This window comes from Streptococcus sp. 517s (assembly GCF_054445985.1).
In genome coordinates, this window is record NZ_CM136847.1 from 947,520 (window position 1) to 960,676 (window position 13,157).

The window sequence follows — 13,157 nt, forward strand, 5'->3', positions numbered from 1 at the left end:
TTCTAGGTTATACTTTTACAACTTGAACCTCGTCTTTACCGAGTAAAATCAAGTATTTTTCTATGTTTTCAATCGAATAGGCACGAGATAAGGCTTCTTCATAGAGGGCTAACTGACCACGATAGCGGTCTATGAGTTGACTTGGCTCATCGTAGCGGTCTGTCTTATAGTCGAAAAGAATAATTCTGTCCTTATAAAGCAGATATCCGTCTAAGATCCCACGAACAACAAAGTCTTCCTGACTCTTTTGGTCGCGTTTGAGCATGGAGAAAGGTTGCTCGCGGTAGAGATGGTCGGTATTAGCGAGAATTTCCTGACCAAGTGATGTGTCAAAGAAAGCAAGAATTTTAGAAAGATTGATCCTGTCTCTGACAGCTGGACTAGTCTGAACTTGTTTAAGAGTTTCTGTCAGACTAGCAAGTGTTGGTTGCTGACTGAGGTCAATTCTCTGCATGAGTTCGTGGGTTGCACTACCAATCTCAGCTCCAGTTACCTTTTCTTTAGTTGAAAAATCTGGTAAAACAAAGCTGATTTTTTTCTCTGGTGATTTGGTTTGGTTAGTAATTTCTACCCCTTCCATATCCATAACGGGTTCGTAGAATTTCTTGATTTGACTGGGGGTTTGAACACTTGGTAGTTCAATAGCTGCGCGGTGAAAAGTATTATAAACTTCCACCTCTTTCAGCATCTCCAAAGCTTCTTTGATAGTTTCAGACTGACGGTTATCTGCTTGAGAACTATCTTGGAGAGGGCTCTTGTTTTCCAACTCTCCGATAGCTTCTCTGGTCAGCTGGTCTTCACCAATAAAACGATAGCTAAAGTTGAGATTGTCCTTGGCAAATACTTTGCTGATACCCCAGATCCAATCTTGGAAATTTCTTGCTTGTAGTCTGGTATTACTATCTAATTTTCCGTTATTTGCTGCTGGGTATTCCTTAGCTTCTAGCTTTTCGCGAGACCCCTTACCGATAAGATAGAGCTTTTTCTCAGCTCGCGTCATGGCGACATACAACAGACGCATCTGTTCAGAATAGCTAGCCAGTTGCAGTTCTTTCTCATTCTGCGTATAAGTTAGGCTAGGAATGGAGAGTTTGATGGTTTTAGGATAGTGTGCTTCCACTGCTCCTGTTTCCACTTTGGCAATGTATTTGACACCAAGCCCATTTTGACGACTGAGAATAACGTCTGACATCGAGTCTTGCTTGTTGAAGTCCTGATCCATATTGAGGATAAAGACATAAGGGAACTCTAGCCCTTTACTCTTGTGAATAGTCATGAGTTCTACGGCATCTTTAGGCGGTGCGACGGCTACGCTTGCGAGATCGTGCTGGGCTTCTAGGACTTGGTCAATCATACGGATAAAACGAGATAAACCCTTGAAATTACTATTTTCAAACTGGTCAGCTCGTAGAGCTAGGGCATAGAGATTAGCCTGTCTAGCAAGACCATTTGGCAAGGCTCCAACATAGTCATAGTAAAAACGGTCGTTGTAAATCTTCCAAATCAAATCATAGAGAGAGTGGGTTTTAGCATACAGGCGCCAAGAAGACAAGCTATCCATGAACTGACTTAATTTTTCCGCTAGAGCTGTATAAATCAAGTTTTTCTGGCTTGTTGCTTGTTTTTGAGCATTGACCAGTTTCTCATAGAGATTTTCTTGGACCTTATCTTCTACTTTCTGAAGGGATAAGCGTGCCAACTCGTCCTCATCAAAACCAAACATAGGGGACTTCATCAGGGCAACCAAGGCATAGTCTTGCAGGGGATTGTGAATGACACGCAGGGTGTCCAGCATGACTTGTACTTCTAGGGATTGGAGGTAATTGTTTTGCTCGCCGTCTGTTTTAACAGGAATTCCGTACTCAGACAGGGCGAGTAGAATCTGGTCATTTCGACTGCGACTGGATGTCAAAAGGGCAATTTCTTTGAAGGCAACACCTTTTTCCTGATGAAGTTTCAAGATTTCCTTGATGACTAAGCGCATTTCTCCTGTGAGTTTCGTGTCTGCATCACTTTCTTCTCCCTCTTGTCCACTATCGTTCTTGTCGTATAAGAGAAATTCTGCCTTGTTGTCTGGATTAGGAGTCAGTTTGCTATTTGCAAAAACAAGTTGGTGCATGCTATCATAGTTGATCTCGCCGACTTCTTGGTCCATGAGCCGTTCGAAGACATGGTTGGTTGCTGACAGCACTTCTGAACTACTACGGAAATTTTCCTTGAGCAAAATCAGCTTTCCTTCTTGAGGATTTTGCGCATAGCGTTGAAATTTTTCATTGAAAATCTGCGGGTCTGCCTGACGGAAACGGTAGATGGACTGCTTGATATCTCCAACCATAAAGCGATTGTGATCATTCGACAGCAATTCCAGCATCCGTTCTTGAATGTGGTTGGTATCCTGATACTCATCGACCATGACTTCATGAAATCTCTCTTGATAAGTCTCGCGGACTTGTGGGAAATTCTCTAAAATCTCAATGGTGAAATGGCTGATATCAGCGAATTCAAAGGCGTTTTCCTGGCGTTTACGTTCACGATAAGCCTCCACAAAATCACTCATAAAGGTTTGGAAAGTTTTAGCTAGCTCCCATGTGTCTAAATGATAACGTTCTTGATAGTCGAGAATCGTTATCTGGTCTGCTAGTTGTCCTAGTTTAGCAAACTGGGCCTTTCTCTCATCGTTATAGGCATCAGCCAGGGGTTTCAAATCGGCCTTACGACTGGAATTAGCCAGAGCTCGACCATTTTTTTCCTTCGAGATGGCAACAATACGCGCAAGCACGGCTTGATAAGCCTGGCTATCGGACTCTTGATTTAAGGAGCCAATTTCATCCAGAACCAACTGCACATTTTCTAAATAGGCAGCTTTGGGAAACTCCTTAGCATCGTTATCCAGATGATAACGGAAGAAACTTTCCAAGTTCCAAAGCGCCTGCTTGATTTGCTCAGTCAGTTTGTCTTTTTCATTTGCAAAGTCAGCTGTTTCAAATCCTTTGAGAAAAGACTCGCTCAGCCATTTTTGTGGACTGCTGGTGGATTGAAGAAAATCATATATTTTGTAGACTTGCTGGCGCAGGCCTCGTTCATCCTTGCCACGCCCAGCAAAGTTCTTCACCAAATGACCAAATTTCTCTTTATTCTCACCTTGGTAATGGTCTTCAAAAACCTGATGAAAAACTTCGTTTTTTAAGATTAACTGTTCACTTTCATTTTGTAAAATACGAAAATTCGGTGCGATATCAATCAGATAGCCATGTTTGCCAAGGAATTTTTGCGTGAAGGAGTCCATGGTTCCGATGGCAGCGTTTGGCAGATCTGCCAATTGACGTCCCAAGTGTTGTTTAAGATCAACATCGCTACTTTCTTGGATTTGTTGGCTGATTTTTTTCTCCAAACGTTCCTTGAGTTCAGTAGCAGCCTTGACGGTAAAGGTTGAGATAAAGAGTTGGCTGATTTCCACGCCACGTGCTAATTGGTCAAGAATGCGCTCTGCCATAACAAAGGTTTTCCCTGAACCAGCAGACGCTGAAACCAGGATATTTTGCCCTGCTGTATAAATGGCTTCGATTTGCTCGGCAGTTTTCTTCTGTTCCTTGCTCGAACTCGCTTCTGCCTCTTGCAGTTTTTGAATTTCTTCCTCACTTAAAAAGGAAATGGGCTTCATCGATTCAACTCCTCTCTTATTTTTTCAAACCAAGCTTGCTTGAGTTTTTCTCCGACAAGGCGCTTGCCATCAGCTAAGTCCAACTTCTTTAGGAAGCGGGCTTGTCCCAAGTGGTAATTGGCCTCAAATCCTGTAATGGCTTGGTGTTGCTGAACGTACGGGGCAATGCTTCTGCCATTTTCGGTATAGGGATTGATAGCGAACTGGCCTTCTAAAATCTTCTCAGCTGCCTTCTTGTACAGATGGGCATTATAGTCTAGTAAGAGCTGAAATTCCTCATCTGTCAGCTGATTGGCCTTGTTTTTGTTGTAAAATTCGCCCAAGTGACTGCTTTCTTTTTCTAAAAAGAGTCCCTGGTATTTCATAGATTTGCTGGCTTCTGCTACTGCTCCTGCCAGACTTTTAACGGTCAACAGAGATTGGACAGGTTCAGCCATTTCTAGGTACATAGCGCCGAAAAAGTTCTGCTCCCCTTCTCTTTTTAGGGCAGCAAGATAGGTTGGCAGTTGAGAATTGAGTCCATTAAAGAAATGAGGAAACTGGAACTGGGTCAAACTAGACTTATAGTCCACCACTCCTAGCGCTCCATCAGCTTTCAGGCGGTCGATACGGTCAACCTTGCCTCGAACATGGACACTGCGACCATTATCCAATTGAATAAAGGCCTGGTCCTTACCGCCAAATGTTGCCTCCTCTTGGATGGTTTCGATAGCTGGATTATGCCGAAGGATATGACCAGTTGTCCGCGCGACATCAAGCAGAACTTCCTTGGTAAACTGGGCTTCCAAACTTTCTTGATAAATGGCCTCAAATTCCCGTTCTTGACTGGTTTCCTTAATGGCTTGCTCCAAACGTTGGTCGAATGGATTTTCATCAGGCAGTTTCAAGGCTCGTTCAAAAATACGGTGCAAGAAATTCCCATGACTGCGGGCATCTGGACGCAGTCGCAATTCCTCCTGCAAACCTAAGACATAACGGAGAAAATAACTGTATTCATTGCGGTAAAACTCCGTCAAACCAGACGTAGACAGGTAAAACTCCTTGTCAATTGGATAGAGAGCCTGCAAGGTCTCTTTTTCTAATTGCTTGCTGCTTGGACTGGTTGGGATGGCTGGATTTGTAAGGCCTTTTTGATCAAGTTTTTTCCCCATCACACGCGCCAAGACCTTGACAAAAGTCACATCTTGCTCATTTTCATTAGAACATGCCTGCTGATGATAGGCAACTAGACTAGACAATAGACTGTGATAAGAACCCATATCATCCTTAGACAGACTTTTTTGATGAATCTTCTTCTCTATCCGGCTAAATCCAAAACTCACCAGTTCCTGAAGATAGGCCGATTCCTTACTCTCATTTTCATTGATGAGACTTGGAGCGGATACCACCAACTGCTTACGGGCAGCATTAACCAAGGAAAGCATGGTATAGCGATTTTTCTTGAGATTTTCACTACTTGCAATCAGCAATTGCGCTCCCTCCTCAGTTGCTTGGTTTAGACTTTGTCTTTCTTCGTCTGTCAAAAGACTGGTGTTTTGCGCAATTTTTGGTAAATGATCCTGAGTCAGACCGATGGCATAGACAAAGTCAGCAGTCAGAGGAGCAATCAGATCATAACTCTGCACCAGAACGGTATCAACAGTTGCTGGAATGGTGCGATACTGGGACAAACTCATCCCAGAATGGAGCAAGGCTAGGAAATCTTCTAGACTAACCTGTGAACCAGCGAAAACGGTCGCAAATTGTTCTAAAACATGGCAGAAAGCCTTCCAAACTTCGGCTTGTCTTTCCTGTTCAAGAGCTTCCATGGTAGCTGTCAATTCTTGCATCTGCTTGCTTAAAGCAGCATTTTTTAGAAAAGTATTCCACTTTTGCAAGAGATTTTCAGTCTTTTGCTTCCGACTGGCAAATAAGGTTTCAAGTGGTGACAAAATACGCAAACGAAGAGTATTTAAATGAACTAAATCAAATTTTCTATGGTGGGATTTAGTAAATGTTTGCTGAAAAGCTGGCAAGCCATTGATGCCAAGATAGCGGAGATATTGTTCAAAAGCATCAATATCAGCCTGACTAAGGTCAGTATACAGACCAGTTCTGAGGAGATTAATCAAATCCTCCTGACGAAAACGGTAGCGTTTCAAACGCAAAATAGATTCGACATACTGAGTCAAAGGGTGGTGAGCCATGGATTCGCTTCTACCTAAATAGAAAGGAATTTGGTACTGGTCAAAAATAGTTTTCAGTGATAGCTGGTAAGAAGACACATTCCCCAGCAAAATACGAAAATTCTTGTAACTCAGTTCTGGATGGTCATGTAATTTCTGACGAATGCTACGGGCTACTAATTCCAGCTCTTCTTTTTGCGTCAAGCAGGACCAGATTTGCAGGTTTTCTCGGTCCTTCTCATCGACATCTAAAGCGAGTTCTGAAAAATCATAAGAAGACTCCAGCAAACGAGAAGCCTTGTCAAAACTATCCATTTTCTCATGAGTCTGAGAACGATTCTGAGCAGGTGTTTGGTATTTTGCCCCCAAATGATGAAGAAATTCCACACTGGCTTGGTAGAGATTCCCTTCAGTGAACGGACTGCTATAAGCTTTCTTGCTTGCATAAGCCCCAATAACAATCTCGGCACCTTTTCGATGGAGCAGATCCACTACACGCTCTTCCTCGGCAGAAAAACGGGTAAAGCCATCAATAACCAAGGCAATCTGACTAAAATCACTACTTACCTTGCCATTTTCAATAGCCTCAATCAAATGGGATAACTGACTTCCCTGAGCCAACTGACCTTGATTGAGATAGGCAGTCACTTTCTCAAAAATCAAGAGCAAGTCTGCTCGCTTGTCCTCATCTGTCAAACTTTCCAAGTCCAAAAAGCTCATCTGAGCAGTCGTCATCTCATGATAAAGTTCAACCAACTGCTGGATAAACTGGGGATCTTGCTTAATAGCACCATAAACACGTAAGTCCTTGGGATCAAGTTCCGCAAGACATTTATAAAAAGCCATCCCAAGACCGATGTCATCAAGACTGGTCTTGGCAGGCAAATCATTTAAAACCAAGTAACGAGCCATCTGAGAAAAACGCGTAACAGTAATCGCAAAAGAAGCCTGCTGGGACAAGCATTCCAGCACGGCGCGTTCCTTTTCAAATGAAAGAGAGTTGGGGGCAATGTAGAAGACCCGCTTGCCTGTAGCAACTAGCTCTTCCGCCTCTCTAGTCAGAATTTCTGTCAAAGAAGTCCGAATATCAGTATAAAGTAATTTCATCTCAGCCTCGTTTGCATTTTTTCATTACCTTTTATTATACCATGTTTTAACAGAAGATTCTGTCTCCTTATTACCAAAATATGCTATAATAAAAGCAAAACACCTAGAAAAGGAAGCCTTATGATTAAACTACTAGCCTTGGATATGGACGGAACGCTCCTTAACGAAGCCAAGGAAATCCCACAAGCCCACATTACTGCCGTTCACCAGGCCATTGAAAAAGGTGTCAAACTGGTTCTCTGTACAGGTCGCCCGCTTTTCGGTGTCCTCCCCTACTATAAAAAACTAGGACTTGACCTCCAGAACGAGTACGTCATTGTCAATAACGGTTGTTCAACCCACCAGACCAGTGACTGGAGTCTAGTGGACTGGCAAGAACTCAGTCCAGCTGACATCGAATACCTCTATGACCTAGCAGAAAAAAGCGATGTTCAGTTGACTCTTTTTGATGAAGAACATTATTTTGTCCTCGGTGGCAAGCCAAATGAAATCGTTCAAAATGATGCCAAGCTAGTCTTTTCAGACCTGACTGAAATTTCACTTGAAGAAGCCACTAGTGGCAAGTACCGTATGTTCCAAGGCATGTTTTTAGGCACAAAAGAGCAAACAGATGATTTTGAGCAGCGGTTCGCGGAGGAGCTCTGTCAACGATTCAGTGGAGTTCGTTCGCAGCCTGTCATTTATGAAGCCATGCCACTTGGAACGACAAAGGCTACTGCTCTTTCTCGACTGGCAGCGATTTTGAAGATCGAGCTCTCAGAAATTATGGCCATGGGTGATGCCAATAACGATATCGAAATGCTTCAGTTTGCAGGACTTGGCATTGCTATGGGAAATGCCAGTGATTATGTCAAATCCCTTGCTAATGACGTTACAGCTAGCAACGAAGAAGACGGCGTTGCGCGTGCGATTGAGAAGTATATTTTATAATTGAGAAGCCCAGTTCATATCAACTGGGTTTTGTTTCTTTTAAGAATTACAAAACTTTAGAAACTTTTTAGAATTACTTGAACTTTCTTTGATTTCTATACCTTATACTAAAGTTAGTAAAACAAATCAAAAGGAGAAAATCATGAAAGCAGTACTCGAAATTCATGGACTGACCAAACAATTCGGCCAACAAGCTATTCTTCAAGATCTTAGTCTAACCATAAAAGAGGGAGATATTTATGGTCTAATTGGAAAAAACGGATCAGGTAAAACTACTCTTATTAAAATCGTTACACAATTATTGTTTGCGGACAAAGGTACAGTTTCCCTCTTTTCTAGCCAAGGACAAAATGAGTGGACCAAGGCATTATCTCGAGTGGGTTCTGTTATCGAATCACCTGTAGCTCACAATCACTTGACAGCATACCAGAATCTGAAATATTATTGTATGATGCGTCATATTCCAAATGCTGATAAGGTGATTCATGAGACTTTGGACTATGTTGGCTTGTCAGATACAGGAAAAAAAGTCTTTCGTGATTTCTCACTAGGAATGAAACAAAGACTTGGCATCGCCATTGCCCTCCTATCCAAACCTGACTTCCTGATTCTTGATGAACCCATTAACGGTCTCGATCCGATTGGAATCAAAGAATTTCGCCTCATGATCCAGCGGCTCAATCAAGAAAAAGGCATAACCATCCTCATCTCTAGCCATATCTTGTCAGAACTCTATCTCTTAGCTAATCGCTTTGGTATTCTGGATCAAGGTAAGATTATCCGTGAAATCAGTAAAGCTGAGTTTGAAACACTGAGTGAGGATTATATTGTGCTTAAAACAAGCGACAAAGAAAGAGCTTGTCAGGTATTGAAAGAACAAATCCAGCTCCAGTTTAAGGTTGTAAACCCTGAAAATGAAATCCATATCTTTGGTAATGAACAAGATGTCAAACAGATTCTCAAGCAACTAACTTTGGCCGATGTTGCTATTGATGAGATTTACTTTGCCCGTCAAAACCTAGAAGAATACTTCACACAATTGGTAGAATAGGAGAAAAATCATGATACATACCATTCAAGCAGATTTTTACCGTCTTTTCCGCTCCAAAGGATTCTGGATTACAGAATTCATTCTCTTTGTCCTCTTGCTAATGGGTGCCACTATCGGGGCTACAGGACATTTAATGTCAGTAAATACAACACCACCAGAGACTCCAACCCATGGTTGGGACGGCGTTCAAGCTCTTATCAACACGTCTAGCAATGGTTCAAACCTCGTTTTTCTCTGCATTGTTCTAGCATGTCTCGTTCTCGGAGTTGATCTAATCGGCAAGCTCTATAAAAATAGTTTGACTGTTGGCGTTTCTCGTACAGAGTTTTTCTTCGCTAAATCCTTTGTACTAGCAAGTATCGCTCTCTTGCAGCTCATCGCCAGCCTTGTGATTGCTTTTGTTCCCTCAACTCTACTAAACGGACTTGGTACGATGCCTGATGGTTTTATTACAAACCTCCTCTTAACGATTTTCCTTCAACTTCTCTGCCTCCTCGCTTGGCTTTCGATTGTTTCCTTTATTCTCTATGTGACTCACTCCTACCTTGCCGTATTTATCGGCTATCTAGTTACCTCTATCATCTTTTCTATGCCAATGCTTATCTTTCCAAATATCGCAATTTTACGATATCTGAGCTTAAATTTTGCCTATGCCATGACTGCTGATAGTCAGTCTGTACTCTATACCATCACGGTTTGCATCGCCGTCATACTTTTCTTCTCTCTTAGCGGCCTTACCGTTTTCAAGAAGAAAAGCTTATAAAAAGGACCTCCTCTAGGATATAGAGGAGATTTCTTCTATTAAAAATAAATAAAGATTGAAAACCATTCTCCATCAGCAACTAGCTTCATATCCGCTCCAAGAAGATGAACTAATTCCTCGGTAATATAGAGACCTAAACCAGAGGATTCTTCGGTATCCGACATATTTTCAGAGTAAAAACGATTGCTGAGATTGTCTATATTCTTGATAGATTTTTTGACTAGATTATCAATTTCCAAAACAAGCCTATTTTCTTCCTTTTTCAAAGAAAGTCGAGCTTTCTCCTTTCCGTGCTTGAGAACATTTCCAAGGAGGTTTTGTATAATTCGATCAAGCAAGTCCTCATCAGTCGTCGTTTTCAATCCTGGTTCAACGTTAAAATCAAGAACAATATGTGATGACTGAAAAACGTCGTAATAGGCGAAAGTCTTTTTCGTTATAAAAGTTGATAAATCAAGTTCTTCCAGTTTCGGTTTGACTGCTCCTTCCATCAAGTGACGGTATTCGAGGAGTGCCTCCAAACGTTTGGAAACCAAATCCTGATGATGGGCTATTTTGCTTAAAGTTTCCTGACTATTATCGGGATGTTTTATTAGTTGCTGAGTATAGCCTGAAGCGATTGTCAAAGGTGTCCGAATATCATGAGCGATGTTACTGATTGCCATATCTAGGGTGCGTTTTTCACGCTTCATGATTAGCTGGTTTTGCTCCACTTCCTGAAATAGATTCTCAATTTGGTTATGTAGGCGCAAAATGGTCTTTGAAAAGAAATTTACACCGATCCTCTTCATACTACCAGAGCGAATCTTTTCTTCAATTTGTCTGTTTAAATCTCTAATTGCTATATGATAGCGAATCAAAGAAATCGCCAAAATGATGTTAATGAGGAGCAATATTGATATCAAAATGTAAATCATTACTTGTCTCCTTTTAATCGAACACCAACTCCCCAAATGGTTTCGATGTACTCATGATTTGGATCCAGTTGATGCAGTTTTTTACGGAGATTGCTTAGATGGGTGTTGAGCGTATTATCTCCAGGTAGGTAACTTTCTTCCCAAATCAATTCATAGAGTTCTTCCTTGGTGAAGATCTTTTTAGGATGCTGGAACAACATTTGGAGAATCTGACACTCTTTCTTTGCAAGACGAATGGTTTCAGTTGCGCTACTTATTTCAAAACTATCCGCATCAAACCGGACATTTTTAAAGTTTTGTACGAGGTTATCAATTTCTCTTCGATCTTCTGACTGATGTTCACCACTTTGGCGTAATTGCACGGTGACTCTGGCAAAGACTTCATCCAAATCAAAAGGTTTTACTACATAATCATTGGCACCATCTAAGAGATATTGGCTGATGAGCTTTTTATCACCTAAAGCAGTAAGCATGATGACCGGAGTCTGACTAGTTTGTCGAATAGCTTGCAAGACTTGGTCGCCATTTTTCCCAGGGAGCATGATATCTAGCAAGACGAGATCAATGCCACCTTTGTCAAATTGCATTATACCTTCTGTCCCAGAAAATGCTTGAATCACCTCGTGTTCCTCTGCAAGAAGGGTTCTTAAGATTTCCTGGATGTCATTATTATCTTCAATTACAAGTATGCTCGCCATAAACCTCGTCCTTTCTAAAACTATTATAACATGTTTTGTTAGGAATTCCAGATACAGAAAAGCTCCTCTCGCATTTTAAGCAAGAAGGAGCTAATAAATTGAATCTATTTAACCCAATAAGCAATCAGGGTAATAATCCATAAATGAGCTGGGTAGAAAATATAAAAGAAATATTTGCTCCAGCTGGTTTCTTTTCCTCGCTGTCCATTATACAAGGCCATAAAAGGAAAGACAGTGATAAAGAGCCAGTCAGAATTGTAAAGCAGCATTTCCAAGGTTTGGTACCAAGTGTCATAGGTATGTATAGAAGTCACTAATAGGAAGGCCCACAGAAAGGCGTAGAGGAGATTTCGCAATCCCTTGCGATTTCGACAAGAGTAACTAATCAAGAGAAATGGTAGCATAGTGATACCACCTTCAGCAAAAAGGCTACCAAATATCAGAATACCAGCAACCCCAATCCGACGCCACAACTTCTCTTTTTGATCCAGCTCTTTTCGAGGAAAACCAATCCAAAGCATGGTGACACCGATGGCCAAAGTCAAGAAAATATTATTAGTAACCATTACACCCTTAGAGGCAAACAGAGTATTGAGAAGGCTATTTCCAGCAAACATGATAAGCGCCCAACTCCAGAGGCGGATGAGGTAGTTTTTCAAATTTCGAGTATGGATGAATCCTTCCATAGCCATATACGCAAACCAAACTCCCACAAAACGGGTCAAGGCGTGAAAGATACCTTCCCACAGAGGAGAAACGATCCCTGTAATATGCGGGATATGGTCTAGAACCATTACTGCCGCCATCAGATACTTCAACTGCGTCGCATTCCATTTTTTCATAATAAACCTCTTTCTTTTTGAGCTACATAGAGTATAGCATACATTTCCACGTATAATCGTACACCCATCTTACATTTAAAAAGCCTATCTTACATTTTTGTAAGGCAGGCGTGAATATCAAAAATTTATTATGAAATTGACCTTCTAGTCGGTAATCCGTTGTACATTTCTGGTCTTCTATCACGAAACAGTCCCCAGTTGAGGCGTTCACTTGCTCCCTTATCAAGGTCATAAGTTGCTAACAGAACAGCCTCACCTTGCCTTTCAGCTTTCTCTAAAATAGCGCCTGTTTCATCCGTCATAAAGGAGGAACCATAGAAGTCAAGACTAGAACTCTGTCCGCCATTCTCCTCACTAGGAGTGACTTCTTCCAAGCCATAGCGATTGGCTGCAATAACTGGGACAATATTTGCTGCTGCGTGTCCTTGCATGGTACGTTGCCAGTGACCACAACTATCCGTATCTAAGATAGGCTCTGAACCGATAGCGGTTGGGTAAAAGAGCAATTCTGCCCCATTCAACGCAAGACAGCGCGCTGTTTCAGGGAACCATTGATCCCAACAGATACCGATCCCAATTTTAGCATAGCGAGTATCCCAGACCTTGAAACCAGTGTTACCAGGCGTAAAATAAAACTTTTCTTGATAATAATGGTCATCTGGTATGTGGGTCTTCCGATAGACGCCCAGCACTTCTCCATCAGCATCAATGACGGCGATTGAGTTATACAAGACATTTCCATCTTTTTCGTAGAAACTAATGGGTAGAACAACCTGTAGTTCCTTAGCAATCACTTTAAAATGCTGAATGGCTGTATTTTCTGTCACCGACTGGGCATACTGATAATAGTCATACTGGCGTTCCTGACAGAAATAGGGACGTTCAAATAATTCCGGCAAGAGAATGATTTGCGCGCCTTGGTCTGCGGCTTGGCGAGCTAAACGTTCCGCTGTTTGGATATTTGTTGCTACATCCTTGGCACATTGCATCTGGATCGCTGCAACTCTAACATTTCTCATCTTT

At 41.7% G+C, this 13,157-nt stretch carries 9 protein-coding genes; 3 read left to right on the forward strand and 6 right to left on the reverse strand.

Translation table 11 applies throughout. The features are described 5' to 3' along the window. Positions 1–7 precede the first annotated feature (7 nt). A complete protein-coding gene (gene addA / locus ACVX3R_RS04835; protein ID WP_458795647.1) occupies positions 8–3,661 on the reverse strand; it encodes a helicase-exonuclease AddAB subunit AddA in 3,654 nt (1,217 codons plus the stop codon). After that, positions 3,658–6,933: an ATP-dependent nuclease subunit B gene (gene rexB, locus ACVX3R_RS04840; RefSeq protein ID WP_458795648.1), complete on the reverse strand. Its 3,276-nt coding sequence runs from the start codon at positions 6,931–6,933 to the stop codon at positions 3,658–3,660. Before rexB ends, addA begins: the two co-directional genes overlap by 4 nt. A 120-nt stretch (positions 6,934–7,053) precedes the next feature. Between rexB and ACVX3R_RS04845 the strand changes: the two genes are divergently transcribed. The 3 genes from ACVX3R_RS04845 to ACVX3R_RS04855 all read left to right on the forward strand — a co-directional run bounded on the left by ACVX3R_RS04845 (position 7,054) and on the right by ACVX3R_RS04855 (position 9,677). After that, entirely contained in the window at positions 7,054–7,863 is an 810-nt protein-coding gene (locus ACVX3R_RS04845; protein ID WP_458795649.1) for a Cof-type HAD-IIB family hydrolase, read from the forward strand. A 142-nt stretch (positions 7,864–8,005) separates the two neighbouring features. Then, positions 8,006–8,914, forward strand: coding sequence for an ATP-binding cassette domain-containing protein (locus ACVX3R_RS04850; protein WP_458795650.1), 909 nt, complete (start codon positions 8,006–8,008; stop codon positions 8,912–8,914). 10 nt (positions 8,915–8,924) lie between these two features. Beyond that, positions 8,925–9,677, forward strand: a complete 753-nt coding sequence (locus ACVX3R_RS04855) for an ABC transporter permease (protein WP_458795651.1) — start codon at positions 8,925–8,927, stop codon at positions 9,675–9,677. Positions 9,678–9,715: 38 nt separating this feature from the next. On the opposite strand, the gene ACVX3R_RS04860 is transcribed toward ACVX3R_RS04855, so the two are convergent. The 4 genes from ACVX3R_RS04860 to aguB all read right to left on the reverse strand — a co-directional run bounded on the left by ACVX3R_RS04860 (position 9,716) and on the right by aguB (position 13,153). Continuing rightward, positions 9,716–10,594, reverse strand: a complete 879-nt coding sequence (locus ACVX3R_RS04860) for a sensor histidine kinase (protein WP_458795652.1) — start codon at positions 10,592–10,594, stop codon at positions 9,716–9,718. Beyond that, the gene (locus ACVX3R_RS04865) at positions 10,594–11,292 is read right to left on the reverse strand and encodes a response regulator transcription factor (RefSeq protein ID WP_458795653.1); all 699 of its coding nucleotides are present in this window, start codon (positions 11,290–11,292) and stop codon (positions 10,594–10,596) included. The genes ACVX3R_RS04860 and ACVX3R_RS04865 overlap by 1 nt, the downstream gene beginning before the upstream one ends. Positions 11,293–11,396: 104 nt before the next feature. Continuing rightward, positions 11,397–12,134 carry a TraX family protein gene (locus tag ACVX3R_RS04870; RefSeq protein WP_458795654.1) on the reverse strand — a complete coding sequence of 246 codons (738 nt, stop codon included), beginning with the start codon at positions 12,132–12,134 and terminating at the stop codon, positions 11,397–11,399. A gap of 128 nt (positions 12,135–12,262) precedes the next feature. Next, complete coding sequence (gene aguB / locus ACVX3R_RS04875; protein ID WP_458795655.1) at positions 12,263–13,153, reverse strand: N-carbamoylputrescine amidase; 891 nt, start codon at positions 13,151–13,153, stop codon at positions 12,263–12,265. Between the last annotated feature and the right edge of the window lie 4 nt (positions 13,154–13,157).